Annotated in this window: 24 protein-coding genes and 1 tRNA gene; 8 read left to right on the top strand and 17 right to left on the bottom strand. The window is 73.6% G+C overall.

Features of this window, described 5'->3' with window-relative positions; all coding sequences use genetic code 11:
• Nucleotides 1–43: 43 nt before the first annotated feature.
• The gene (gene zapE / locus AC3IYI_RS30915) at nt 44–1,153 is read right to left on the bottom strand and encodes a cell division protein ZapE (protein WP_489406762.1); all 1,110 of its coding nucleotides are present in this window, start codon (nt 1,151–1,153) and stop codon (nt 44–46) included.
• Between the two features lie 36 nt (nt 1,154–1,189).
• Here zapE and AC3IYI_RS30920 point away from each other — a divergent pair, with 36 nt between their 5' ends.
• The 4 genes from AC3IYI_RS30920 to msrB all read left to right on the top strand — a co-directional run bounded on the left by AC3IYI_RS30920 (nt 1,190) and on the right by msrB (nt 4,518).
• Nucleotides 1,190–1,963: a pyrimidine reductase family protein gene (locus tag AC3IYI_RS30920; RefSeq protein ID WP_489406763.1), complete on the top strand. Its 774-nt coding sequence runs from the start codon at nt 1,190–1,192 to the stop codon at nt 1,961–1,963.
• Nucleotides 1,964–2,110: 147 nt separating this feature from the next.
• Complete coding sequence (locus tag AC3IYI_RS30925) at nt 2,111–2,578, top strand: indole-3-glycerol phosphate synthase (protein WP_250742023.1); 468 nt, start codon at nt 2,111–2,113, stop codon at nt 2,576–2,578.
• An 89-nt stretch (nt 2,579–2,667) separates the two neighbouring features.
• Nucleotides 2,668–4,062: a UDP-N-acetylmuramate--L-alanine ligase gene (gene murC / locus AC3IYI_RS30930; protein WP_489406764.1), complete on the top strand. Its 1,395-nt coding sequence runs from the start codon at nt 2,668–2,670 to the stop codon at nt 4,060–4,062.
• Nucleotides 4,063–4,098: 36 nt separating this feature from the next.
• Entirely contained in the window at nt 4,099–4,518 is a 420-nt protein-coding gene (gene msrB / locus AC3IYI_RS30935; protein WP_489406765.1) for a peptide-methionine (R)-S-oxide reductase MsrB, read from the top strand.
• A gap of 40 nt (nt 4,519–4,558) precedes the next feature.
• Here the strand turns inward: msrB and AC3IYI_RS30940 are convergent, their stop codons facing one another.
• The 13 genes from AC3IYI_RS30940 to AC3IYI_RS31000 all read right to left on the bottom strand — a co-directional run bounded on the left by AC3IYI_RS30940 (nt 4,559) and on the right by AC3IYI_RS31000 (nt 15,971).
• Nucleotides 4,559–5,194 carry a contact-dependent growth inhibition system immunity protein gene (locus tag AC3IYI_RS30940; RefSeq protein WP_489406766.1) on the bottom strand — a complete coding sequence of 212 codons (636 nt, stop codon included), beginning with the start codon at nt 5,192–5,194 and terminating at the stop codon, nt 4,559–4,561.
• A gap of 10 nt (nt 5,195–5,204) precedes the next feature.
• Complete coding sequence (locus AC3IYI_RS30945; RefSeq protein WP_489406767.1) at nt 5,205–5,531, bottom strand: RNase A-like domain-containing protein; 327 nt, start codon at nt 5,529–5,531, stop codon at nt 5,205–5,207.
• On the bottom strand, nt 5,528–6,190 hold the full coding sequence (locus AC3IYI_RS30950) for a hypothetical protein (protein ID WP_489406768.1): 663 nt from the start codon (nt 6,188–6,190) through the stop codon (nt 5,528–5,530). Before AC3IYI_RS30950 ends, AC3IYI_RS30945 begins: the two co-directional genes overlap by 4 nt.
• 4 nt (nt 6,191–6,194) lie before the next feature.
• Nucleotides 6,195–7,895, bottom strand: coding sequence for an RNase A-like domain-containing protein (locus tag AC3IYI_RS30955; protein ID WP_489406769.1), 1,701 nt, complete (start codon nt 7,893–7,895; stop codon nt 6,195–6,197).
• Nucleotides 7,895–8,197, bottom strand: a complete 303-nt coding sequence (locus AC3IYI_RS30960; protein WP_489406770.1) for a WXG100 family type VII secretion target — start codon at nt 8,195–8,197, stop codon at nt 7,895–7,897. Before AC3IYI_RS30960 ends, AC3IYI_RS30955 begins: the two co-directional genes overlap by 1 nt.
• A 33-nt stretch (nt 8,198–8,230) precedes the next feature.
• Nucleotides 8,231–8,629, bottom strand: a complete 399-nt coding sequence (locus tag AC3IYI_RS30965; RefSeq protein ID WP_489406771.1) for a WXG100 family type VII secretion target — start codon at nt 8,627–8,629, stop codon at nt 8,231–8,233.
• Between the two features lie 109 nt (nt 8,630–8,738).
• A complete protein-coding gene (locus AC3IYI_RS30970; protein ID WP_489406772.1) occupies nt 8,739–9,671 on the bottom strand; it encodes an NAD-dependent epimerase/dehydratase family protein in 933 nt (310 codons plus the stop codon).
• On the bottom strand, nt 9,668–10,849 hold the full coding sequence (locus AC3IYI_RS30975; RefSeq protein WP_489406773.1) for a cytochrome P450: 1,182 nt from the start codon (nt 10,847–10,849) through the stop codon (nt 9,668–9,670). The genes AC3IYI_RS30970 and AC3IYI_RS30975 overlap by 4 nt, the downstream gene beginning before the upstream one ends.
• A complete protein-coding gene (locus tag AC3IYI_RS30980; RefSeq protein ID WP_489406774.1) occupies nt 10,846–11,604 on the bottom strand; it encodes a glycosyltransferase family 2 protein in 759 nt (252 codons plus the stop codon). Before AC3IYI_RS30980 ends, AC3IYI_RS30975 begins: the two co-directional genes overlap by 4 nt.
• Nucleotides 11,601–12,545 carry a YhjD/YihY/BrkB family envelope integrity protein gene (locus tag AC3IYI_RS30985; protein ID WP_489406775.1) on the bottom strand — a complete coding sequence of 315 codons (945 nt, stop codon included), beginning with the start codon at nt 12,543–12,545 and terminating at the stop codon, nt 11,601–11,603. The genes AC3IYI_RS30980 and AC3IYI_RS30985 overlap by 4 nt, the downstream gene beginning before the upstream one ends.
• Nucleotides 12,542–14,194 (bottom strand): AMP-binding protein, encoded by a 1,653-nt coding sequence (locus AC3IYI_RS30990; RefSeq protein WP_489406776.1) that lies wholly within the window; start codon nt 14,192–14,194, stop codon nt 12,542–12,544. The genes AC3IYI_RS30985 and AC3IYI_RS30990 overlap by 4 nt, the downstream gene beginning before the upstream one ends.
• A complete protein-coding gene (locus AC3IYI_RS30995) occupies nt 14,194–14,946 on the bottom strand; it encodes a glycosyltransferase family A protein (RefSeq protein WP_489406777.1) in 753 nt (250 codons plus the stop codon). The genes AC3IYI_RS30990 and AC3IYI_RS30995 overlap by 1 nt, the downstream gene beginning before the upstream one ends.
• On the bottom strand, nt 14,943–15,971 hold the full coding sequence (locus AC3IYI_RS31000; protein ID WP_489406778.1) for a 3-oxoacyl-ACP synthase III family protein: 1,029 nt from the start codon (nt 15,969–15,971) through the stop codon (nt 14,943–14,945). The genes AC3IYI_RS30995 and AC3IYI_RS31000 overlap by 4 nt, the downstream gene beginning before the upstream one ends.
• A 278-nt stretch (nt 15,972–16,249) precedes the next feature.
• On the opposite strand from AC3IYI_RS31000, the gene AC3IYI_RS31005 reads away from it, so the two are divergent.
• On the top strand, nt 16,250–18,313 hold the full coding sequence (locus tag AC3IYI_RS31005) for a phosphocholine-specific phospholipase C (RefSeq protein ID WP_489406779.1): 2,064 nt from the start codon (nt 16,250–16,252) through the stop codon (nt 18,311–18,313).
• Here the strand turns inward: AC3IYI_RS31005 and AC3IYI_RS31010 are convergent.
• The gene (locus AC3IYI_RS31010) at nt 18,300–19,076 is read right to left on the bottom strand and encodes a hypothetical protein (RefSeq protein ID WP_489406780.1); all 777 of its coding nucleotides are present in this window, start codon (nt 19,074–19,076) and stop codon (nt 18,300–18,302) included. The genes AC3IYI_RS31005 and AC3IYI_RS31010 overlap by 14 nt on opposite strands.
• A 72-nt stretch (nt 19,077–19,148) precedes the next feature.
• Between AC3IYI_RS31010 and AC3IYI_RS31015 the strand changes: the two genes are divergently transcribed.
• Nucleotides 19,149–19,904 carry an alpha/beta fold hydrolase gene (locus AC3IYI_RS31015; protein WP_489406781.1) on the top strand — a complete coding sequence of 252 codons (756 nt, stop codon included), beginning with the start codon at nt 19,149–19,151 and terminating at the stop codon, nt 19,902–19,904.
• 21 nt (nt 19,905–19,925) lie between these two features.
• On the opposite strand, the gene AC3IYI_RS31020 is transcribed toward AC3IYI_RS31015, so the two are convergent.
• A complete protein-coding gene (locus AC3IYI_RS31020; protein WP_489406782.1) occupies nt 19,926–21,050 on the bottom strand; it encodes an alpha/beta hydrolase in 1,125 nt (374 codons plus the stop codon).
• A 124-nt stretch (nt 21,051–21,174) separates the two neighbouring features.
• Nucleotides 21,175–21,247: transfer RNA gene (locus tag AC3IYI_RS31025), tRNA-His, on the bottom strand.
• A gap of 175 nt (nt 21,248–21,422) precedes the next feature.
• Between AC3IYI_RS31025 and AC3IYI_RS31030 the strand changes: the two genes are divergently transcribed.
• Complete coding sequence (locus AC3IYI_RS31030) at nt 21,423–22,580, top strand: heparan-alpha-glucosaminide N-acetyltransferase domain-containing protein (RefSeq protein WP_489406783.1); 1,158 nt, start codon at nt 21,423–21,425, stop codon at nt 22,578–22,580.
• Between the two features lie 234 nt (nt 22,581–22,814).
• Entirely contained in the window at nt 22,815–23,936 is a 1,122-nt protein-coding gene (locus tag AC3IYI_RS31035; protein WP_489406784.1) for a M24 family metallopeptidase, read from the top strand.
• Nucleotides 23,937–23,940: the final 4 nt, after the last annotated feature.

A 23,940-nucleotide genomic window follows, 5' to 3' on the forward strand; every position in this document is an offset into this window, starting at 1 on the left:
AGTGGAAACGGCCGGCCCGCGGAACGGGCCGACGTCTCCAAACCTACTGGGACACCAGGGGCTTCGCGTCGCGTGCCAGCGCGGTGAGCCGCGAGATGGCCCGGAAGTACTTCTTGCGGTAGCCGCCGTTCAGCATCTCGTCACTGAACAGCTTGTCGAAGGGGACGCCCGCCGCCAGGACCGGAACCTCCCGGTCGTACAGCCGGTCGGCGAGGACCACCAGGCGCAGCGCCGTCGACTGGTCCGGGACCGGGCCGACGTCGGTGAGGCAGACGGCCGTTATGCCGTCGGTCAGGGCCCCGTACCGGCTGGGGTGGACCTTCGCCAGGTGCTCCAGCAGCCCCGGGAAATCGTCGAGGCTCGCGCCCTCGGTGGCGTACGCGGCCTTCGCCACCTGCTCGTCGGAGAACGGCGCGGGGGCCTCGGGCAGGCCGCGGTGGCGGTAGTCCTGGCCGTCGATGCGCAGCGGACGGAAGTGCGCGGAGAGCCCCTGGATCTCCCGCAGGAAGTCGGCGGAGGCGAAGCGGCCCTCGCCGAGCTTGCCGGGCAGGGTGTTGGAGGTGGCGGCCAGCGCCACGCCCTGCTCGACCAGGCGGCTGAGCAGGGAGGAGACGAGGACGGTGTCGCCCGGGTCGTCGAGCTCGAACTCGTCGATGCACAGGAGGCGGTGCCCGCCGAGGGTCTGGACGGTCTGCTGGAAGCCGAGCGCGCCGACGAGGTTGGTCAGCTCCACGAAGGTGCCGAAGGCCTTGAGGGCCGGCTCGGCCGGGGTGGCGTGCCAGAGGGAGGCCAGCAGGTGGGTCTTGCCGACGCCGTAGCCGCCGTCGAGGTAGACCCCGCGCGGGCCGGTGGGGGCGGTGCTCTTCGGGGTCCTCGAGAACCAGCGCTTCTTGCCGGCACCGGACGCGTGCGCCCCGCCCAGGCCGGCGGCGAAGCCGCTGAGCACGGTGACGGCCTCGGACTGACTGGGCTGGGCCGGGTCCGGGTCGTAGGTGTCGAAGCGCACCGAGTCGAAGCGCGGCGGCGGCACCATCTCGGCCACGAGCCGTTCCGCGGGCACCCGCGGCTCGCGGGCGCACAGGGACTGCGGTCCCGCGTCGGCTATCGGGGGCCGCCCGGAGGCTGACGCTGAGGGCGAGAGTGATGTTGACACAGCTCTTAACTCTACGGGGCGTGGCACACTGCACCGATGCGACGCCTGTTCCCTGTGACCGATCAGACATCAGCGGACCAGACCGACCGTGAGTGGTCGCTGGACGAACTCGCCGAGGCGTACGAGTACCCCGGGCTCGGCCCGGACGGCCACTGGCTGCGGGCCAACATGGTCTCCACCCTGGACGGCGCGGCCCAGCACGACGGGCGTTCCCAGCCCATCTCCAACGAGACCGACATGCGGATCTTCGGCACCCTGCGGGCCCTGGCCGATGTGGTGGTCGTCGGTGCGGAAACGGTTCGCCAGGAGGGCTACCGCCCGGCGCGGGCCCGCGAGGCCTTCGCCGCCCGCCGCGCGGCGGCCGGTCAGGGGCCCGCCGCCGTCATCGCCGTGGTCTCCGCGAGCCTGGACCTGGACTTCTCGCTGCCGCTGTTCACCTCCCCGCTCGCGCCCACCCTGGTGCTCACGGGCGCCGCCGCCCCCGCCGACCGGGTCGCCGAGGCCGCCAGGGCCGGGGCGCAGGTGGTGGTCGCCGGCGACGGGGCGGGCGTGGACCCGGCCAGGGCCGTACGGGAACTCGCGGACCGGGGGCTGCGCCGCCAGCTCACCGAGGGCGGGCCCCGGCTGCTGGGCCAGTTCGTGGCCGCGGACGCGCTGGACGAGCTGTGCCTGACGATCTCGCCGATGCTCACGGCGGGTGACGCCCAGCGGATCTCCGGGGGGCCGTCCGTCACGGTTCCGCACCAGCTCGCACCGGCCTGCCTGCTGGAAGAGGCCGGGTTTCTCTTCACGCGTTACCGTCGGATCTGAAGAGAGGCGGAATTTGTCGTTCCGCTTAGCTTCCGCTGGGCACATAAGTGGGCAGGTATAACCGCATAGGCCCCGTGTGACAGCGGGGCAGGATGGTTTCCGCAGGGGCCGGCCGGCCGGCCTCGGCCCACGAAGGAGAGGGCGTCCGTGTTCACGAGCGTATTGATGATCGAGCAGCCGCTGACCCCCGTCGACGTGGACTTCGTCACGACCCTCCACGGAGACGAGCCGGTCTCCTTCATCGTCCTCATGCAGCCCCGCGGCGACCGGGACCGGCTGCTGCGCGCCATCGACGACGTAGCGCTCGGTGAGCTTCCCGAGGCCATTCACGAGGGCGACGAACCGGAGGGCGAGGCCGCCCGCGGCCCGGCCGAACTGGCGATCGAGCATTCCCTCGCGTCCCTGCGGGCCAAGGGCGCCAAGGCCGTCGGGCAGATCGTCGACGAGCATCCGCTCGACAAGCTGAAGGCGGTGGTGGACGAGACCAACGCCGACGAGGTGATCGTGCTGACCGCCCCGCACTACGTCGAGGAGTTCTTCCACCGGGACTGGGCCTCGCGGGCGCGCCACAAGGTCGGCGTTCCGGTGCTCAAGCTCTTCGCCCACAAGGAATAGGGTGGAGGCGGCCGGACCGCGCATCCCGGTATCCCCGTAACCGCGCATCCGGCTGCCGTACGTACGCACTCGATCCTGGAGCTACCTGAATGAAGCCCGGCCTGCCGACCGCCATGGAACGGCCCCACTTCATCGGCATCGGCGGCGCCGGCATGTCCGGCATCGCGAAGATCCTGGCCCAGCGCGGCGCCCAGGTGGCCGGCAGCGACGCCCGTGACTCCGAGACCGCCCAGGCGCTGCGCGCCCACGGCGCCACGGTCCACGTCGGGCACGCCGCCGGTCATCTCGCCGACGACGCCACCTGCGTGGTCGTCTCCAGCGCCATCCGCGCCGACAACCCGGAGCTGGCCCGCGCCGCCGAGCTCGGCATCCCGGTCGTGCACCGCTCCGACGCCCTGGCCGGGCTGATGGACGGCCTGCGGCCGATCGCCGTCGCCGGCACCCACGGCAAGACCACCACCACCTCGATGCTGGCCGTCTCCCTCTCGGCGCTGGGCCTGGACCCCTCGTACGCCATCGGCGGCGACCTGGACGCCCCCGGCTCCAACGCCCACCACGGCGAGGGCGACATCTTCGTGGCCGAGGCCGACGAGAGCGACCGCAGCTTCCACAAGTACACCCCGCAGGTCGCGATCATCCTCAACGCGGAGCTCGACCACCACGCGAACTACGCGTCGATGGACGAGATCTACGAGTCCTTCGAGACCTTCGTCGGCAAGATCCCGGCCGGCGGCACCCTGGTCATCGCCCACGGCCAGGCCGGCGCGGCCGAGATCGCCGGGCGGGTCAGCGGCAACCCCGATCTGACGATCGTCACGTACGGCGAGGAGCCCACCGCCGACGTTCAGATCACCAAGATCACCCCGCGCGGGCTGAGCAGCGAGGTCACCGTCGTCATCGACGGCCGGATGCTCACCTTCACCGTCTCCGTGCCCGGCCGCCACTACGCGCACAACGCCGTCGCGGCCCTCGCCGCCGGCGTCGCGCTCGGCATCCCGGCGCACAACCTGGCCTCCGCCCTCGGCAAGTACACCGGGGTCAAGCGCCGCCTCCAGCTCAAGGGCGAGGCCGCCGGGGTCCAGGTCATCGACTCCTACGCGCACCACCCCACCGAGATGACCGCCGACCTGGAGGCCATCCGCGGCGCCGCCGGGGACTCCCGCATCCTGGTCGTCTTCCAGCCGCACCTGTTCTCCCGCACCCAGGAACTCGGCAAGGAGATGGGCCAGGCCCTCGCCCTCGCCGACGCCTCGGTCGTCCTCGACATCTACCCCGCCCGCGAGGACCCGGTCCCCGGGATCACCAGCGAGATCATCATCGACGCCGCGCGCGCCGCCGGGGCCGACGTCACCCCCGAGCACTCCAAGGAAGCCGTCGCCGACGTCATCGCGGGAATGGCCAAGCCCGGCGATCTCGTTCTCACCATGGGTGCGGGCGACGTCACCGACCTGGGGCCGGCCATCCTGGCCCGTCTGTCGAACTGACGGCTCTGGGAAGAGCGGGAAAGCGGGAGAACAGTCATGTCGTACGAGGTAGAGAAGACGGACGAGCAGTGGCAGGCGGAGCTGACCCCCTCCGAGTACCAGGTGCTGCGCCTCGCCGGGACCGAGCCCGCCTTCCGCGGTGAGTACACGGACACCAAGACCGAGGGCGTCTACAGCTGTCGCGGCTGCGGCTCCGAACTGTTCCGCTCCACGGAGAAGTTCGAATCGCACTGCGGCTGGCCGTCCTTCTACGACCCGAAGGACTCCGACGCGGTCGAACTGAAGGCGGACGTCGCCCACGGCATGGTCCGCACCGAGGTCCTGTGCGCGAAGTGCGGATCCCACCTGGGCCACGTCTTCGAGGGCGAGGGCTACCCGACCCCCACGGACCAGCGGTACTGCATCAACTCCATCTCCCTGCGGCTCACCCCGGCCGAGGGGACCGCCGGGCGCTGACCGGGCCGGCGGGCCCGCCTTTGGAGCGGGTCCGTCCGGTTCAGTGCAGCAGGTCCGCCAGTTCGGCGAGCCAGGCGCCGGGGCCGCGGGAGGCGGGCGGATCGACCTCCATGCCGAGCTCCGCCAGCGCGAGCGCGTAGTCCGATTCGTCCAGCGGCAGGGACAGCAGGTCGTGCAGTTCGCCGCCGAGCTGGGCGATCAAGCCCCGATCCGTGCCGTCGAGGTAGTCCCGCAGGGCCGCCTCGTGGTCCTCGAACTCGTCCGGCATGTCCTGGGAGAACCAGCCGCCGAGCAACTGCCCGAGTTCGGGGAACCGGGCGTGCCACTCCCAGCGGGTCCGCGGGGTGGCGGGGGCCGGGGCCGCGCCCGTCTCCACGCTCTCCTTGAGCCGGGCCGCCAGCCGCAGCAGCCAGTCCTGGATCTCGTTGTCGGGCAGCCCGACGTCGGGCACGGGGTAGAACTCGCCGAGGCGCAGCCGGAGCCGTCCCGGCGGGTTCTGCGCGTACTCGCGGAGCTGGTGCTCGGCGACGGCGATGGCCCAGGGGCGGGTGCGCCAGCAGTGCCGGAGGTAGGCGGTGAGGGCCTCTTCGTCGTCCGCGGTGCGGCCCAGGTGTGCGCGGATCACCTGGTCGAGTTCGCCGTACTTCCGGTCGTGTTCGAGGGGCTTGAGGGACACGGGGCAGCCTCTAGAGGTAGATCGGGAAGGTGCGGTGGACGCTGAACCCGTGCGCGGCGGCGGCATTGCGCCGGAGCACGACGCGGGCGGCCCGTACGTCCACGGCGTCCCGGCCGGCCAGCATCATCGCCTGGAGCAGGACCCGGCCGACGGGCTCGGGGCGGGAGGGCCACGCGGCCTCGATGGTGAGCCGCTGTCGGGTGGACTGCGCCAACCAGCGGTGTATCACCTGCTCGTTGTGGGTGACGACCTGCTGAGTGGCCCACTGGGCCGTCTCGCGGTCGGGATACGTGGCGGCGCGGTTCGCGGCCGCGGCCGTGCTCTCGGCGGGGGTCATGAGTGCTCTCGCTGCATGTGGTCGTTGACGGTGTCGATGAGCTCGCGCAGACGATCGCGGGTGCCCCAGTAGTTGTGGCCCCTGAGGCATTGCTCGCCGGGGAAGAGCACGAGGGCGCGCTGAGCCTCCGTAGTGAGGGCGACGGCGCGATCCGTGCAGTACGGATGCTCGCTGGTCACGAACCTGCGGACATTGTCCGCGAACGGGAGGTCTCCCTCGTCCATGAGGACGGCGTCGAAGCCGAAGAGGTAGGGGAAGACCTGAAGGAATTCCCACCCCGCCATCGGCAGCTCGTCGTACTCGGGCGCCGGTTCGCGGTCGAGGATCCGCACCATTTCGGCAAGCGTGCGCAGATACTCGGCGGGATCCATTCCGGCGGCGGCCCGCGTCACCTTTTCCCTGAATTCCGGCGGATATGATGCGAGCGTGCCGGATTGTGCGACGCAATCCCCGGTGAACTCCAGTACGCCGGCCGCGACGTAGACCGGGCAATTCCAATGGGCGGCCCAGTCCTTGCCGACCACCCGGATGTAGCGCCGGATCTCGTCGTCCAGGGAGAGCTTCCCGCCCGAGTCCTGGACCGAGAGGGCGAGATCGATGAGCCGAAGCGCCGGGCCGCCGGTGAACAGCGCCGTAGGGGATGGCTGCACGTAATCCACCTTTCTAGGGTCCGTTGTGCGGCATGGCGGTGAGCACGATGAAGGGGGGCACCAGGCCGTCCTTGTAGATGAGTCGCACCTGCACCCAGTTCTTGTCCGTGGCCTGTGCGTTCATCCCGTCCGCATCATAGTCGCCGCGCGCGACGCTGCGCCCCGTGGACTCGTTCGGGAACTCCAGATAGAGCGGCGGCTGAATCTCGGATTTGTTCGGGTCGTAGTTCGGATTGTTCTGTATCTTCTTTTCGACGCTTTCGATCCACTTCGAGATGCGATCGGCATTGTCGATGTTCTCGATGGTCGACTGGGTGTATCTCTGTGCGGCGGCGAGATCCTTGAAGGACGAAGCGGCGGGGGCGCCCGCCTGATCGCGGAGGCGTTGCCTGAGCTGGTCGTCGGTCATGCCGACGTGCTTGTCGATGGGATGGCTGTCGTAGAGGCCCTCCTGGTTCGCCAGGTCCATCGGATAGAACATGTTGTCCGGGTCCTGCCCCGGGACGGTGAAGCGGTGCTCGGGTTTGAATTCGTTCAGGGAGCGGGCGCCGAAGGCCTGGGAGCGGCCCTCCTCCGACTGAAAGGTCGGAGCGCTCCGGTACGCCTCGTCGAGGGCCAGCATCAGCGCGTTGAGGCGGCTCTCCACCCCGCGCAGTTCGGCTTCGTACGCCGAAACCGCCCGGTTGATCGCGGCGGTGTCCACCTTGAGCGTGATGCCGATGGCCACCTCCTTGCCCATCCCCAGCAGCTTCTTGCCGATCTTTTTGACGTCGTCGAAGTCGGGCAGATCCGTCAGCTCGGCCAGCGCGTCCCGGATGGCCTTCTTGTAGAGGCGCCACACCTCGTGGCGCATCCTCTCGGCCGACTCGGCGAAGGTGCGCATCGCCTTGCTGACTTCCTGGGTGGTGTCGAAGAGCACGCTCATCACGGGATGGCTGCCGCTGCCCTGCCCGCCGGCGGCGTCGTGCTTCCACTGGTAGCCCGCCGTCGAGGTGCCCCACGCCGTGGTGCCCCAGAGGGAGCTGACGAACTGGCGCATCGCCGACTGCCACTCGCCGTTGTTGGGGTCGGAGATGGAGCCGACCAGCTCGGTCAGGGCGCTGTCCACCTGCGTGACGGCGAAGCCGGGCCTCAGCCAGGCCAGGGCGATCTTGTCGATCTCCAGGTAGTCCGGAAGGGGCAGGATGTCGGCGGCCTTTCCCCACCGGCCGACGTGGTGCAACAGCCCGCGCAGGATGTCCGCCGCCCAGTCGGGAACGCCCTCCATCAGCCAGGAGATGAAGCCGCTGCTGTAGTCGTCCATGTCGCCCCAGCGCAGGTCGGTGATCTGCTGGTACTTCGGGGGCGTGTCGATGACCTTGGGGACGGGGAACTGGACGGGGGGAACCGCGGCGGACGGATGGCTGGCGGCCTCCGCCCGGGAGTAGTTGTTCGCCGTCGTGACGAATCCGACCGCGACGCCCCCCACGCCGGCGACGCTCCGGGCCCATACTTCGAGGAAACGATTCCCCACCTTGACGTACGCGGCGGACACGCCCTGCGCGGCGCTCCCGTACCCGCCGCAGTCCATGTACTCCACGAGGTCGTAGAGGAAGTCGTTCGCCGCCGTGTGCAGCATGTTCTGCTGCAGGGCCACGTTCCCGGCGACACCGTTCAGCTGGGAGGGAGTGACATCGAACCCGCCGCCCTGGGCGGGTGCCGTGGGCCCGGCCATCAGCCCGCCCCCCAGCCGCGCAGCACGGCCCGGTGCGCGGCGCTGTAGTTCGAGTGGCCCGTCGTCACGACCTCGTGCAGCCACTTCTGGGCGGCTTCCAGGTCCTGCATCTGCCGGTCCCACCGGTCGAGTTCGTCGACGAAGGCGTCACGGGCCTCGCCCTCCCAGCTCAGCGCCACCTTCTCGGTGCGCGCGTAAAGCGCCTCGAGCCGCTCGTTGAGCAGGCGAAGGATGTCCTCCAGCTCCCGCGTCAGTCCCTGCAGCGCGGCGAAGCTGACTCCTATGTGGTCACCACCGGACATGCGGAGCTCCCCTTCCTCGGGAGTACGTGTGCGTCAGATGTCCGAGAGGGCGCTGCGCGGTGCTGCCGGCGCCGTGCCCGCCGTGCCCTCGGAGAGTCGGTCCACTTCGCGTGCGACGTCGACCGAGCTGCGCACTCTGCGAAACGCCTGGAGTACGTCCAGCTCCTGCTGGGTGAACCCGTCGCGGCCCATGCGTACGGCCTCCTCGAGGACGACGAGGATCTCCCGGATGCGTACGGCGTCCTCGGCGGCGCCCCGGTGCAGGGCCCGGTAGGCCTGGGCGGTCTCGCCCTTCCAGCCCGCCTCTATCCGGTCGACGATCGCGTCCATGCGCCGGACCTGGGCGTCGAGGTGCCGCTGCATGGAATCCATGTCGTCGGCGAGCCGCGTCAGGTCGCCCTCGGACGCGTTGAGATCTGCATCGCTTGCCATGGCCCCCGCCCCTCATCGATGGCGCCACCCTAACAACAGGGCCTTCACCGGCGCCCGTTGGCCCCGTTCCGGTCGGATCCAGCCCTCGCTGTCGTCGTCCTCGCGCGGCTCACCCCCGCAGGCCGGCGAGGTAGTCGGGGAGGGCTCTGGACGGGGTCCAGCCCTGGGAGAGGGCGCGGGTCAGGTCCAGGACCACCGGGTGCGCGAGCTGGTCCACCGCGTAGCGGCTCAGGGGCGGTTCGCCCCGGGACAGGGCTTCCGTGATCCCGGCCGCCAGGGCCGCCAGGGCCGGCGGGAGGTGGCGTACGCGGGCGCGGATGCCGTGGGCGCGCAGGACCTCGCGGACGGCCGCGTCGCGGCGGTAGGGGCGGGCGTCGGCGATGTTGTACGCGCCCGCGGGCCAGGCGGGAGCCGCCAGGCAGGCCCCGGCCAGGTTCTCCACCGCCGTCAGGCTGAGCGGGACGTCCGGGCCCGGCAGGAACAGGGTCCCGGCGCGGACCCGGGAGAGCAGCCGGGGCAGGAGCTGGGTGTCGCCGGGGCCGTAGACGGCGCGCGGGCGGAGAACCACGGAGCCTGCGGCCAGCGCCAGGGCCTCGCCGGCGGCCTTCGTGCGGCCGTAGGCGTTCAGGTGCCCCGCGCGCGGGTGGTCCTCGCGGACGAGCGTGCGGTCCAGGCGGGGGTCGTAGACGCTGGCGCTGCCGACCCACACCACCGGCCGGGCGCCCGCCGCGTGCAACAGCCGTTCGGCGCCGGTCACGTTGACCGCGTGCATGACGGCCTCGGCGGGGGAGCCCGGGGCCGGATCGCCGACCGCCGCCGCACAGTGCACGACGAGGTCCACGCCCGAGAGGTCCGGCTCCGCGAGGGACGCGTCCCAGAAGCGGTGTTCCCCGAGCGGGCCCGGCCTGCGGCCCACGCACACCACCCGGGCCCCGGCCGCCGCGGCGGCGCGGGCCACGTGCCCGCCGCAGAAGCCGCTCGCGCCCGTGACGGCGATCCGTACCCCGGCCGCGCTACGGGATGTCGCCCTACGGGATGTCATGCCGCCGCCCGTACGACCAGCGAACGCCACCCGGGCAGGGCGGCCCGGCGGTCCACCCGGGCCCGGACCACGACCGGCCGGTGCGGAGCCAACGCCGCCAGTACGCCGACCAGTTGCCCCCGCGCCAGGCGGGCTCCCGGGCAGGCGTGCGGCCCGGCGCCGAAGACCAGGCGGGCGACGCCGGGCTCGGCGGGGCGGCGCCCGTCGGGGTCCCACAGGTGGGCTCCGGCCGCGTGCCGGGCCACCAGGAGCAGCCGGTCCCCGGCCCGGACCGGGCAGCCCCCGACCGAGCCGTCGGCCGCGGCCACCCGGGGGAGGAGGGGGGAGGCCGCCGTCACGCGCAGGAGCTCGTCGGCCAGGGCGGGGCACAGCGCCGGATCCGCCGCCTGGTCCCACAGCCCCGCGTCGGCGCACCAGGCCACGGCCCGGGGCAGCGCCGCGACGGTGGTGTTGACGGCCGCGACCGCCAGCATCGCGGCCCGGTCGTCCGCCCCGGGACCCAGGAGCCCGCGGAGCCGCTCGGCGGCGCGGACCGCAGCCACCTCGGCGCCGGGGCGGGGCGGGCCGGGGAGGTGGCTGCGCACGGAGGCGGCCGCGGCCTCGGCTGCGGCCTCCGCGAGGGCGAGCGGGCAGGCGGGGGAGCCGCCCTCGGCGCCGGGACGCAGCAGCGCGTACACCACCGAGCCGGCCAGTTCCCGGGCCAGCGGGACCAGGTCCACCGTGCCCCCGAGCGGCAGCGGCGCGAGCCGCCGTAGGAGCAACGGATGCCATACCGGCCGCAGTTGCCTGGTCCCGGCCGCGCCGAGCAGCTCGGCGAGCTCCCGCCGGGCCGCCCGGTGGCCGGAGCCCTCCTGATCGAAGAGCACGCCCTCCACCCGGGCGGCCCGGGCCGCGCCGCCCGTGGTGCCGGGCGCGGTGCGGTCCAGCGGCAGCCGGGTCAGCGCCTCCCGGTAGGCCGCCGTGCCGTGGACGAGCAGCGTGCCGCGGCCGATCCGGCGCACGGGCCGCCCGCGGGTGGCGGCGAGCAGTGCGAACAGGAGCGGGTGGGCGCGCAGGTAGACGCGCCGGTCCCGGCGGCGGGCTTTGGTGTGGGCCTTGGTGCGGGCCTTCGTACCGGCCGTCGCGCGGGTCCGGACCGGGGTCCGGATCGGGGTGGGGATCGTCGGGTCGGTGGTCATCGGACGTGTGTCTCCGCGGTGTCGGCGGGCCGGTAGCGCCGGTCCCAGTACCAGAGCAGGGTGCGGCGGGGTCCCCAACTCCGCAGCCTGCGCAGGCTGTTCTGTACCACCAGGTGCTCCGCGCGCACGATCCGGTCGCTGTGCTCGCGGGCCCGGTTCAGCAGGGCCACGTCCTCGGACCGCTCGTGCAGCGGCACCCGCAGGGCGCCGCCGCAGCGCAGGTAGAGGCCGGAGGTGATGCCGAGGTTGTGGCCGTGGCACAGGACGTACGGGGTGCGGTACCGCGGGTGGCGGTGGGCCCGCCGGTAGCGGCCGTAGAGCGAGGTGAGCCGGATCAGCGCCGGCAGCAGCCGGGCTTCGAGGAGGGTGGGCCGCTCGTCGCTGCGCGGCACGCTGCGGCCGCACAGCATCTCGGCGCCCCGCCCGAATTCCGCCTTCGCGACGGCCGTCCAGTCCGGGGCGGGCAGGCAGTCGGCGTCGGTGCGCAGCAGGTGGGTGGCGCCGGCGGCGATGGCGTACCGGAAGCCCGTGTCGGCGGCGGTCCCGGCGCCGGGCCGCTCCTCCCGGGCCAGCTCGACGGGAAAGGGGGCCGAGCGAGCGAAGTCCCGTACGGCCTGCGCCGTCCGGTCGGTGGAGGCGTTGTCCACGACCGCGAGCGTGAATCCGGTGTCGTGCTGGGCGGCGAGCGCGGCCAGGGTGGTCCCGATGGCCGCCGCCTCGTTGTACGCGGGCACGACCACCCACAGGTTCGTCAACTCCTCGCTCCTTCCGGTTGGCTGGTGGTGGCGGCCCAGGAGGCCGCGCGGAGCAGCACCCGGGCGCACAGGCCGCCCCAGACGAGAAGTCCGATCAGCGGCCCGGCCCCGCGGTAGAGGTCCTCGTGCAGTGCGGCGGTCGCGGCGAGATAGGGGTCCGCGGCGAGGGCGAGCAGCCGGCAGGCCAGTGCGGCCGCCAGCGCCGGACCCGCGAGGGCGGCCGGCCGGGGCCTGCCGGCGACCCGGCGCGGGGCGAGCCACAGGACGGCCGCGAACAGCGCCCACAGTGCGGGCACCGCGCAGCCCGGACCGCCCGCCGTCACCACGGCGGCGATGGCGGTGCCCGCGAGGCAGAGCGCGGCCGCGCCCGCGATGTCCCGGGCCGCGTCGCGCACGGGGTTTCCGCTGCCCGCGTTCTGCCCGCACATGGCCCGGATGCCCGTACGCAGCGCCCGGGTCAGCCGCACCACCGACCAGCCGAGGGCGAGGACGAGCAGCGGCCGCCAGTGCGGGGCAGCGGTGGGCAGCCGCCCGGCCAGCGGAGCCGCGGCGGCGGGCAGCAGGGCCGCGGCCAGCCCGTCCACGGCCCGCCCGGCCCCGCCTCCGCCTCCACCGGCCCCGGCCCGGCCGGCCAGCGAGCCGAGCAGCAGCACCGCCGGGGCCGTCCCGACGAGCAGGGCGTACGTGAGCGAGCCCGCGAGGGCGTCGCCGTTGGCCCGGGTGTAGCGGCGGTGCGAGGCCATGACCCGCTCCCGGACGTCCGAGGTGCGGGCCCGCCACGGGGTGGTGGCGGCGGGCCGGGCGCGGGGCCCCGTCCCGGGGCGGAGCCGGGCGGCGCCGACCCGCTGCCGGGCGGCGCGGGCGCGGGCCCGCCACGTGGGTGCGGCCGTCACGGGGCGCGCCGCTGCGCGCGGGAGGCTTTGGCCGGGGTGGCGGTTCATGGCTGGTGCGCTCCGTTCCGTGCGGGGCCGGAGTCGGGGCCGGGGCCGGAGCCGGAGCCGGAGCGGGAGTCGGAGTCGGGGCGGGAGCCAGAGCGCGAGCCAGCGACGGAGCCCAGCCGGTGGGCCGCCAGAGCCGCCGTTGCCGCGCGGTCCGGTTTGCGGGAGCGTCCCGACAGCGGGATCCGCGCGAACAGCAGGGCGTCGGGCGCGGCCGTGCCCATGCGGCGCAGCGGGCCCGCCAGCGCGGCCCGCAGCGCGGGCTCGGCGGCGCCGTGGCAGGGCTGGACGACCGCCACGAGCCGCTCGTCGCCGTAGCCGTCGCCGTGGCGGTCAGCGGCATCCGCCGGTACCCCCACGAGCAGCGCCAGTTCCACCCCGGGCACGTGCAGGGACGGTTCGTACAGGCCCGGGTAGATGTTCTCGGCCCGGCGCAGCACCATGTCCTTGGCCCTGCCCTCCAGCACGATCCGGCCCGCGCCGTCCAGGCGCGCCCGGTCGCCCGTACGCACCCACGGGTCCGGGGCCTCGCCGAGGTAGCGGTGCCGGGCCCCGGGGCCGGCCAGCAGCAGCTGCCCGTCCGCGTCGGCCTCGGCGCGCACGCCGGGCAGCGGGGCGCCGACCAGGTCGCCAGGGCCCTCGTGGGCGGCCTTCTCCCGGGACTCCACCGCGGCGGCCGGGAACAACTCGGTGAGCGCGTACACCCCCCAGGCCTCATCGGCTCCCGATTCCCTGACGCGCCCCAGCAGTTCCGCGCTCGCCGGAGCCGATCCGGTCCACACCCGCCCCCGGAAGCGGGCCCCCGCGCGCAGCGCGTCCCGCAGCTGCGGCGGGGTGAGGTAGGTGTCCCGCGGCGCCAGCCGGGCCAGTTGGCGGGCCAGCACCCGGGGCGAACGCGCCGGGAGGGCCACGGGGGCGCCGCGCACGAGGGCGGGGACGAGCACGAAGAAGGTGCCGCCGAGCACGGGTTCGCCGGCCGCGGGAAAAGCCCAGGACTTCCCCGGGGCGGGGGAGGCCGCGGGGGAGAACAGTGCCGACACCGTCTCCATCCCCGCGGCCAGGCTCGCCCGTGTGTGCACCACCGCCCGGGGCCGCGAGGTGGTCCCGGAGGTGAACACGATGACGGCGTCGCCGTCCCCGTCACCCGTGAACCGCGGGGGGACACCGCCCCGCGCCGCCCGCAGGTCCAGCGCGGGCGCGCACCCCGGCAGCCGCCGCCCGACCGTGGCCACCGGCGCGCCCAGCCCGGCCAGCTCCGGCAGTTCCAGCCCGGCCGCCCGCCGGGCCAGCGGCCGTGCCCACCCGGCCACCGCCTGCGCGGCGGCGTCGGCCAGCACCAGCACGGGCCGCGCCGAAGCCAGCCGGGCGCGCAGAACGTCGGGTCCGGCGCCCGGGTCGAGGACGGCCCCGCGCAGACCGAGCCGCCACAGCGCGAGCAGGACGGCGAGCGCGCGCGGCCCGGGGCGTACGGCGACGCCGACGGTGTCCCCGGGGCGCAGCCCCCGTGCGTACAGCGCGGCGGCGAACGCGTCGGCCAGCTCGGCGAGTTCCCCGCGCGTGGCGGCGGTCCGGGTGGCTCCCGTACGCGTGGCGGTCAGGACGGCGGGCCGCTCGGGGCGGGCGCGCAGCGCGTGGTCGAGGCGGTCCAGCATCAGCGGGGGTCGTCCGTTCCGTGCGGGCCGCTGCCGCGGCCGAGGTACCAGCGGGCCGTGCCGGTGATCCCGTAGGCCCGCAGCCGGCGCGTGGAGTTCTCCACGACCATCGCCCGGCAGCGCGTGATCCGGTCGGTGTGGCGGCGCACCGCGTTGAGGAAGAGCCGGTCGGTGGGGGAGGGGCGCCGGGGCATCCCGCCGACGGCCAGGTACAGCTCGGCGGTGATGGCCATGTTGTTCCCGGCGTGCATCCGGTACGGGGCGCGGTAGCCGCGGCGCCGCGCGTGCTCGGGCCGCAGCCGGCCGAAGAGCCCGGCGAGCCGTACGAGGACCCCGAAACCGGCCCTGCCCAGCGGACCGTGCTCGTCGCGGCGGGCCACGATCCGCCCGCACACCAGCCCGGGGTCGCGGGCCAGCGCCGCCCGCGCCGCGCCCGTCCACCCCGGGTGGGGCAGGCAGTCGGCGTCGGTGCGGGCGAGCAGGGTCGCGCCGCGCCCGATCGCGTACCGGAAGCCGGTGTCCACGGCGGAGCCGACGCCCTTCTCCGGTTCCTCGATGACCTCCACCGCGAAGGGGGCGCCCGCCGCGAACTCCCGGGCCACGGCGCCCGTCCGGTCGGCCGAGGCGTTGTCGACGACCAACAGGGTGAAATCCCGGTCCCGTTGGCGGGCGAGCGCGGCGAGGGTCCCGCCGATCCGGGCCTCCTCCTCGTGCGCGGGCACCACCACCCACAACCGCCCGGCCGCGCTCACGACTTCTCCCAGAGCATCGTCATGATGCTGATCCCGCCGCCGAGCCCGACGAACAACACCCGGTCTCCGGGCTTCAGTTCACCGAATATCCGGTCCAGCTGAACCCCGATCGTCGCGCTCGCGATATTGCCGAGCTCGGGCACGGTCACCACCAGTTTCCCGGCCGGCACCCCGGTCAGCTCGGCGAACCGCTCCAGATAGGGCACCGTCACCTGGTGCACCAGCACCTTCGAGAAGTCGTCCCAGTCCATGCCCGTGCGGTGCAGGGTCCGGTCGATGACGGCGGTGCCCACCTTCTCGAAGACCCCGCGCAGTTCGTGCCCGTCGCCGCGGAAGTAGGTGTACGCGTCCCCGCGCGGGTGGCGCGAACCGCCGCCCGGGATGCCCCCGACCTCCCAGTGCTCGGAGTGGGTCTCGGTGTCCACGTCGAGGATCCCGCCGCGCTCCACCGGCTCCACGATCACGGCGGCCCCCGCGTCGCCGAAGGTGTAGCCGGCGAAGCCGGCGCGGAACTCGGCGAAGTCGGCGGGCGCCGTCCGTACGGCCCGGCTCGGGGTCTCCCCGGTGACCACCAGGGCCCGCCGGGCCCGGCCGGCGAGGATCATGGCGCGGGCGAGATCGATGCCGTTGACGAAGCTGTTGCACGCGTTGGTGACGTCTAAGGCGTGGGCCTTCGTGCCGAGTTCGGCCTGCACGATGTGCGCGGTGGCGGGCTCGGCGACATCCCGGGAGGCGGAGGCGAAGAGCAGCAGGTCGATGTCGGCGGGCCCGAGCCCGGCGCTGTCCAGTACCCGGCGGGCCGCGCCCACCGCGAGCGTGGACGCGTACACCCCGTCGCCCGCGACCCGGCGGGTACGGATGCCGGTGGCCTGGGTCAACAGCCGTGGCGGCAGCGTGAGTCCGGTCCGGCCGGCGATCTCGTGCTGGAGCCGGTCGGAGGTGAGGACGTCCCCGGGCAGGATGCCGGCGACGGCTGTGATCCCGGCGCGGAGCCGCGGGCGCGGTACGGATGGCTGATTCGGCATGCCCTCACGATGACGCGCCGTCCGGTCCCGGTCCTGAGTACGGATGCTCATCCCGCCGGTCGGCCGGGTGAGTACCCGGGACCGCCGGCCGCCGCACGCCGGCCACGGCCGCGAAGGGAAGTGGCGCGTGGGGCATGAACCGTCCGACGAGGTATTCCGTTCTCCAGGTGTACGGCCCACTGTCATGAAAGCAACGCCGACCGGTACCCCGGGGCCGCTGTTCTTGGGGCGCCCCTTACATCCCCCCGCCCCCGTCTCACCCGCAGAGGTCGTCCTCCATGACTGAAGTCAATCGGCGCAGGTTCCTGCAGATCGCCGGTGGCGCCGCCGCCATCACGATGCTGAACGAGAGCATCGCGCGGGCCGCCGCCATCTCGGCCCAGGGAAGTACCGGCACGATCCAGGACATCGAGCACATCGTCGTCCTCATGCAGGAAAACCGGTCCTTCGACCACTACTTCGGCGCGATGAAGGGGGTCCGGGGCTTCGGGGACCCGAGGCCGGTCCTCCAGGACAACGGCAAGTCCGTCTTCCACCAGTCCAACGGCACGAAGGACATCCTGCCCTTCAACCCGCAGATCAACGATCTGGGCATGCAGTTCCTGGAGGGCCTGAACCACGACTGGGCGGGCGGCCATCAGGCGTACAACAACGGCAAGTACGACAAGTGGGTCCCGGCCAAGACGGCCACGACCATGTCGTACATGACCCGGAACGACATCCCGTTCCACTATGCCCTCGCCGACGCCTTCACGGTGTGCGACGCCTACCACTGCTCCTTCATCGGTGCCACCGACCCCAACCGCTACTACATGTGGACGGGTTACACGGGCAACGACGGAGTGGGCGGCGGCCCGGTCCTCGGCAACCAGGAAGCCGGCTACGGCTGGAAGACCTACCCCGAGCGCCTGGAGTCGGCCGGAGTCTCCTGGAAGGTCTACCAGGACATCGGCGACGGCCTGAACGCGGCCGGTTCCTGGGGCTGGATCAACGACGCCTTCCGCGGCAACTACGGCGACAACTCACTGCTGTACTTCAACACTTACCGCAACTCCCAGCCCGGCAGCGCCCTGTACGAGAAGGCCCGGACCGGCACCGACGTCAAGGCGGGCGGCGGCTACTTCGACAAGCTGCGCGCGGACGTCGTGAACGGCACCCTCCCGCAGATCTCCTGGATAGCCGCCCCCGAGGCGTTCAGTGAGCACTCCAACTGGCCGACGAACTTCGGCGCCTGGTACATCTCGCAGGTCCTGGACTCGCTGACCGCGAACCCGGCCGTATGGGCGAAGACGGCCCTCTTCATCACCTACGACGAGAACGACGGCTTCTTCGACCACGTCGTGCCGCCGTACCCGCCCACCTCCTCCGCCTGGGGCCTGTCCACGGCGAGCGTCACCGGCGACCTGTACACCGGGGGCGTCTCCGGCTACGCGGCCGGCCCGTACGGCCTCGGCCCGCGCGTCCCGATGATCGTGGTCTCCCCGTGGAGCAAGGGCGGCTACGTCTGCTCCGAGACCTTCGACCACACCTCGGTGATCCGCTTCATGGAGAAGCGCTTCGGCGTGCAGGAGCCCAACATCTCCCCGTGGCGCCGGGCGGTCTGCGGCGACCTGACCTCGGCCTTCGACTTCACCCAGGCCGACGCCGCACCCGCCGCCCTGCCGTCCACGGCGGCGTACGTACCGCCGGACAAGAACCGGCACCCGTCCTACCACCCGACCCCTCCGGCCACGGGCACCCTGCCCAAGCAGGAGGCGGGCTCCAAGCCGACCCGCGCACTGGGTTACGCCCCGTACGTGGACGGCAAGGCCACGGTCTCCACGGGTAAGTTCACCCTGACCTTCTCCTCGGGTCCCTCCCTCGGCGCCCACTTCCACAGCACCTCGGGCAACCGTACGGACGGCCCCTGGCCCTACACGGTCGAGGCGGGCAAGACCCTGTCGGACACATGGAGCACGAGCAGCTCCACCGGCAACCAGATCAACCTCTCGGTCTGGGGCCCGAACGGCTTCCTGCGCACCTGGAAGGGCCCGGCGAAGAAGGCCGGCCCCGAGGTCACGGCCCGCCACGACAAGACCACCGGCAACCTGGTGCTGTCCCTGACCAACGGGGGCACCGCGGCCGTCAACCTGACCGTCACCAACGCCTACGGCGGCACGGCCCAGACCGTGCGCGTCGCGGCGGCCGGCACCGTCGCGCACACCGTGGTGCTGTCCGGCACGGCCCGCTGGTACGACGTCACCGTCGTCTCCGACGCCGACGCCACCTTCCTGCGCCGCTTCGCCGGCCACGTGGAGACGGGCGCGGCCGGAGTCTCGGACCCGGCGATCAAGACCGTCTGACGCGGTCGTCCGGCATGCGCAGCAGCCGCCGTTCCAGGACCGGGAGGTCGCGGGGACGGTGGCTGCGGGCGTGCCGGAGCAGCAGGTCCCGGGCGGTGTCCGGGACACGGCGCCGCTTGGGGTGGCGGGTGGTGAACTCCTCGCTCGCGAAGAACCGCACGGCCGCGTCGAGCCCGCCGCGGTCGGTCTCCCGTACCGCCCACGCCAGGTCCTCGGTGGCCGCCCCCACGAGCAGCCGCCCGGGCGCCAGTTCCGCCAGGAGCGAGGCCGCGTCGGTGGGGTCCTCGCGCACGGCTCCCTGCCAGGAGAAGGCGGCGGCCAGCGAGATCCGTGCGGGGCGCGGCGGATCCTCGCCCCGGGCCATGGCCCCGGCGTACCCGCGCAGCACCTCGGGCGCGGCGGCCACCCACCGGGCCCGGTGCCGGGCCGGAATGCCGTCCGGGGCGTCGCGGTCGAGCAGCCGGGCGAGCGGCTCGGGCCGCACGGGCGGTACGTGGCGGATCGCGGGATCGTCCGTGGCGTCGAACGGGTCCGGATCGTGCTCCATGCACATGCAGACGAAGGCGTCCTGCGGGTCGGGTCCGGCCGGCCGCTCGGGCACGGGCTCGGGCCAGACGGCGAGGAGTTCGGCGATCTCGGCCGGGTGGGTGATCTCGTAGCGCGCCGGATGGTACGGGTGACGGTCCGGGGAGCGCCCGTCGCGGACCCGGATGCGCTCCACGCGGACCACGGCGGCCGCGGCAACGGAAGGTGTCGGCTTCACGGTGTGATGGTAGGCGCGGTGGGCAGAACGTACGGCGGCAATTCTTTCCGCCCCGTCACCGAGGGAGAACGCATGGCCATCGCCCACCGCAGGATCGGTACCGGCCCCGTCCGCGTCATCGTGCTGCACGACTGGTTCGGCACGTCCGCCAACTGGGGCTCCGTACTGGACTGTCTGGACCCGCGGGAGTTCTCGTACGCCTTCCTCGACTACCGCGGCTACGGCGACCGCGGGGACGTCCCCGGCCGCTACACGCTCCCCGAGATCGCCGACGACGTCCTCGCGCTCGCCGACGAGCTCGGCTGGGACACCTTCTCCCTCCTCGGCCACTCCATGGGCGGCAAGGCCATGCAGCAGGTCCTCGTGCGCGCACCCGAGCGCGTCGAGAAGCTGATCGGCATCAACCCGGTCCCCGCAGGCCCCTACGAGATGGACGACGCCACCCACGACCTCTTCTACGGGGCCGCCGGCAACGCCGAGAACCGCCGCGCCATCCTCGACATCGTCACCGGCCGCCGCGCGAGCCCGTACTGGGTGGAGCGGATGGTCGCGCACTCGCTCGCCGTGTCCCGGCCGGAGGCCTTCGCCGGGTACCTCGCGAGCTGGCAGCCGCTCGACCTGTCCGCCGCCGTGAAGGGCAGCACCGTCCCGGTGCTGGTCCTCGTCGGCGAGTACGACCTCGCGCTCACCGTCGACTTCATGCGGGCCACCTGGCAGGTCTCGTACCCGAACTGCCGCATCCGGCCGCTGCCCGGCGCCGGCCACTACGCGCCCCACGAGAGCCCGGTGGCCTTCGCCACCGAGGTGGAGGCCTTCCTGCGCGGGTAGGGCGGGGCCGGGTGCCGTCCCTCAGTGCGGGCTCAGCCGCCTCACCAGCCACTCCAGAGCCGACGGCACCTCGCGCGCCCACGTCTCGTAGGTGTGCCCGCCCCGCGGCAGCAGGATCGAGGACACCCGCGCGGGCGCCCGTACCGCGTCGATGAACTCCAGCGTCGCCGGGTACTGGTGCTCGCCCTTGTGGCTGCTCGCCACCAGCAGGGACACCGGCGGCTGCGGCAGGTTCCGCAGCCGCCACAGCAGGTCGTCCTCCTGCCGGCGGCCCGCGTCGCCGCCGAACAGGTCACCGGTGTCCGCGTCCCGCGCCGCCGCGTACGGGGCCGACAGCGCGGCCGCCGCCCGGTAGGCGTCCGGCGTGCGCAGGGCCAGCTTCAGCGCGCAGTAGCCGCCCACCGAATTCCCCATCACGCCCCACCCCCGGGCATCCCGGGTGAGGCCGTAGGCCGAGGAGACCGCCGCCGGCAGGTCCCGGGCGAAGAAGGTCCCCGCCTGCGGCCCGCCCGGCACGTCCACGCACTGCGTGTCCCTGGGCGGCGCCACCGTCGGCGTCATCAGGATCAGCACCGCCGGCCGCATCCGCCCCGCCCGTACCGCCTCCAGAGCCAGCTGCGGATACCGCAGCCGGTCGATCAGCACCCCCGGCGTGCTCGGGAACCCGGTCAGCGCCAGCACCACCGGGAACTCCGCGCGCCGCCCGGCCGACGCGTGCACGTACTGCGGCGGCAGGTACACGTACCCCTGCCCCGACAGCCCGCTGCGGGCCCCGCGCACGGTCACCACCTCGATCCGGCCGATCACCGCCGGGTCGTCGGAGCCCGCGTGCCGCCAGGAGTGGGTCCCCCGCACCAGCAGCGCCCCCCGCCCCGGGGCCCGGGCGCCCGCCGGCGCCGGGGCCTCGCGGCGCAGCGACAGCAGGTCGCGCCAGGACCCGTAGAAGCCGTACGAGGAGTTCACCGCGAGCAGCAGCGCCGACCCGGTCGTCAGGGTGATCGCGAGCTGGAGCCCGGCCCGCCCCAGCACCGGCCGCACCCTCGACCCCGCGAGCCGGGGCCACAGCCACACGGTGACCCCGAACACCGCGGCCGCCACGAGGACGGCGAGGAGCAGCGCCGGATCGCCCCCGATGTCCCATTTCATACGTGTGATCCTGCCAGGGCCCGGGCAGGCGGGCCCGGCCGCCCGCGACGCGCCGCTCCGGCAGGGGAACGAAAAAACCCGTGGGGGTTACGAGGAAAACTCGTAACCCCCACGGGATCAACAGGGTGAGTGACGGGACTTGAACCCGCGGCCACCTGGACCACAACCAGGTGCTCTACCAACTGAGCTACACCCACCACGAAGGGCGGCGGACCACCCGTTCGATGTGCAAGCACAGCATAGCTGATCAGCGGGGTGCTCCCGCGACGGCTTTTCCGGCGACCCGGTTGGCGACCCGGCCGGCGACCCGGCGACCCGGCTCCGGGCGGGGGCACAGGCAACCCCGCGGCCCGGATCGCCATCCCTACCCGTATGGGAACAAACCGACTGACCGGGCTGGACGCCGCCCGCGGCATCGCCGTCCTCGGCATGTTCGCCGTGCACGTCGGCCCGCCGCCCACGCCCGAGGGGCCCGGCTGGCTGCTCGTCGCCGCCGACGGCCGGGCACCCGCCGTCTTCACCCTCATCGCCGGGTTCTCCCTCGCGCTCGCCCGCGCCCGCTCCGCCGGACCCCCGCCCCTGCGGGCCACCTTGACCCGCTGCGCGATCCTCGCCGCGCTCGGCCTGTGCCTCGCCGCGCTCTCGCCCGGCATCCTCGTGATCCTGGCCTTCTACGCCGTCTACTTCCTGGCCGCCGAACCCTTCACCCGGCTGCGCACCCGCACCCTGACGGCCGTCGCCGGCGCCTCGGTGGTGCTGGGCCCGGTCCTCTCCTACCTCCTGGGCCCAGCCCTCGGGCTGCGCACCGGCGGGCGCGGTGCCACACCCGTCCCCTCCGACCTGGCGAGCTGGGCGGGGGCCGGGGCGATGCTGCGGGAGCTGCTGCTCTCGGGCGCGTACCCGCTGCTCACCTACTTCCCGTACATCCTGGCCGGCATGGCCCTGGGCCGCCTCGCCGACCTGCGGGGCGAGCGGTCGCTGCGGCTGCTGACCGGCTACGGGGCGGCGGCTGCCGTCGCCGGCTACGGCGCCTCCTGGCTCGCGCTGGGACCCGGCGGGCGGCGCGGGCCGCTGCTGGAGGCCGTCGCACGGGAGCACCCCTGGGCGGCGGCGGAGCCCGACCCGGTCGCGGCCGTGCTGGCGGAGCAGTTCGGTGCCGTTCCCAGCACCTCCTGGGACTGGCTGCTGGTGGCCGGCCCCTACAGCCAGACCCCGCTGGAGACCCTCGGCAACTCCGGAGTCGGGGCGGCCCTCATAGGCCTGCTCGCCCTGGCCGCGCACGGCGCGGGACGGGCGGCGACGCGGCTGCTGCGGCCGCTCGCCGCCGTCGGGGCGATGGCCCTGACGGTGTACGTGGCGCACGCGCTCGCGCTGGCGGTGTTCCTGCGGGGCTGGAGCGGCTGGGGCGTGCTGGCCGCGTTCTCGGGGGTCGCGGTGATCGGGTGCCTGGCCTGGGGCCACTTCCTGCGCGGTACGGAGCTGCGGCGGGGGCCGCTGGAGTGGGCCCTGCGGGCGGTGACCCCGGCGTGACACGAAGCCCTGCGGGGCCCGTCCCCTACCCACCCTTCCGCCGTTCCCCGGGCTCTGCCCGGACCCGGTCCTCAAACGCCGGACGGGCTGAAGGATTCAGCCTCGCCGGCGTTCAGGGGTCCGGGGCGCAGCCCCGGGGGACAAGCCCCCGCGAAGCGGGCAGTGCGGGGGCGGGGGCGGGGTGATCGGCGCGGCCCCCTGCCGTCCGGGGGCGGGGCGCGGGAGGATCCCGGCATGGACCATGACTCCGATCCCTTCACTGCCGCCGACTACGCCGCCCGGATGGCCGCCGCCGCGCAGGCCGCCGCCGACGCGGGGCTCGCCGGCCTGCTGGTCGCCCCCGGGCCCGACCTGGCCCACCTCACCGGGTACCGGCCCGTCGACACCGAGCGGATGACCCTGCTCGTCCTCGCAGCCGGGCAGGACCCCGTCCTCGTCGTCCCCGCGCTGGAAGCCCCCGACGCGGCGAAGTCCCCCGGCGCGGGCGCGCTGACCCTGCGGGACTGGGCCGACGGGAAGAACCCGTACACCGTGACCTCCCCGCTGCTGGACGCGACCGGCCGCTTCGGGGTCAGCGACAATGCCTGGGCGCTGCATCTGCTCGGACTGCAGAGGGAGTTGCCGACGACCTCGTACGTCTCGCTGACCGATGCGCTGCCGATGCTGCGCGCGGTCAAGGACGAGCGCGAGCTGGCCCGGCTCGCGGCGGCCGGCGAGGCGGCGGACGCCGCGTACGCGCAGATCCTCCACGTCCCCTTCGCCGGGCGCCGGGAGAGCGACGTCGCCGACGACCTGGCCGCGCTGCTGCGCGTGCACGGCCACTCCCAGGTGGACTTCACCGTCGTCGGCTCCGGCCCCAACGGCGCCAACCCGCACCATGAGGCCGGTGACCGGGTCATCGAGCACGGGGACATGGTGGTCCTCGACTTCGGCGGCCTGAAGCACGGTTACGGCTCCGACATCTCCCGTACCGTCCACGTCGGCGAACCCACCGAGGAAGAGCAGCGCGTCCACGACATCGTCCGCGAGGCCCAGTTGGCGGGCGTGGCAGCGGCCCGGCCGGGGGCCGCCTGCCAGGACGTGGACCGGGCGGCCCGCGCGGTGATCACGGAGTTCGGATACGGCGAGCAGTTCATCCACCGCACGGGCCACGGCATCGGAGTCACCACGCACGAGCCGCCGTACATGGTGGAAGGGGAGGAGCAGGTCCTCGTCCCCGGCATGTGCTTCTCCGTGGAGCCGGGGATCTACCTCCCGGGGCGGTTCGGGGTCCGCATCGAGGACATCATCACGGTCACCGAGAACGGCTGCCGCAGCTTCAACAACGCCTCCCGGGAGCTGGCCATCGTGGAGTAAGCGC

The sequence above is a fragment of the Streptomyces sp. GL_148 genome, from assembly GCF_057834205.1.

Excerpts from the sequence above, each read along its gene's own strand:
- AC3IYI_RS30965 (WP_489406771.1), bottom strand. The coding sequence starts at position 8,629 with ATGGCAAGCGATGCAGATCTCAACGCGTCCGAGGGCGACCTGACGCGG.
- AC3IYI_RS31030 (WP_489406783.1), top strand. The coding sequence starts at position 21,423 with ATGGGAACAAACCGACTGACCGGGCTGGACGCCGCCCGCGGCATCGCC.
- msrB (WP_489406765.1), top strand. The coding sequence starts at position 4,099 with ATGTCGTACGAGGTAGAGAAGACGGACGAGCAGTGGCAGGCGGAGCTG.
- AC3IYI_RS30970 (WP_489406772.1), bottom strand. The coding sequence starts at position 9,671 with ATGACATCCCGTAGGGCGACATCCCGTAGCGCGGCCGGGGTACGGATC.
- AC3IYI_RS30985 (WP_489406775.1), bottom strand. The coding sequence starts at position 12,545 with ATGAACCGCCACCCCGGCCAAAGCCTCCCGCGCGCAGCGGCGCGCCCC.
- AC3IYI_RS30960 (WP_489406770.1), bottom strand. The coding sequence starts at position 8,197 with ATGTCCGGTGGTGACCACATAGGAGTCAGCTTCGCCGCGCTGCAGGGA.
- AC3IYI_RS30990 (WP_489406776.1), bottom strand. The coding sequence starts at position 14,194 with ATGCTGGACCGCCTCGACCACGCGCTGCGCGCCCGCCCCGAGCGGCCC.
- AC3IYI_RS31035 (WP_489406784.1), top strand. The coding sequence starts at position 22,815 with ATGGACCATGACTCCGATCCCTTCACTGCCGCCGACTACGCCGCCCGG.
- AC3IYI_RS31005 (WP_489406779.1), top strand. The coding sequence starts at position 16,250 with ATGACTGAAGTCAATCGGCGCAGGTTCCTGCAGATCGCCGGTGGCGCC.
- AC3IYI_RS31015 (WP_489406781.1), top strand. The coding sequence starts at position 19,149 with ATGGCCATCGCCCACCGCAGGATCGGTACCGGCCCCGTCCGCGTCATC.
- AC3IYI_RS30920 (WP_489406763.1), top strand. The coding sequence starts at position 1,190 with ATGCGACGCCTGTTCCCTGTGACCGATCAGACATCAGCGGACCAGACC.
- AC3IYI_RS30975 (WP_489406773.1), bottom strand. The coding sequence starts at position 10,849 with ATGACCACCGACCCGACGATCCCCACCCCGATCCGGACCCCGGTCCGG.
- AC3IYI_RS30955 (WP_489406769.1), bottom strand. The coding sequence starts at position 7,895 with ATGGCCGGGCCCACGGCACCCGCCCAGGGCGGCGGGTTCGATGTCACT.
- murC (WP_489406764.1), top strand. The coding sequence starts at position 2,668 with ATGAAGCCCGGCCTGCCGACCGCCATGGAACGGCCCCACTTCATCGGC.
- AC3IYI_RS30945 (WP_489406767.1), bottom strand. The coding sequence starts at position 5,531 with ATGACCCCCGCCGAGAGCACGGCCGCGGCCGCGAACCGCGCCGCCACG.
- AC3IYI_RS31000 (WP_489406778.1), bottom strand. The coding sequence starts at position 15,971 with ATGCCGAATCAGCCATCCGTACCGCGCCCGCGGCTCCGCGCCGGGATC.
- AC3IYI_RS31020 (WP_489406782.1), bottom strand. The coding sequence starts at position 21,050 with ATGAAATGGGACATCGGGGGCGATCCGGCGCTGCTCCTCGCCGTCCTC.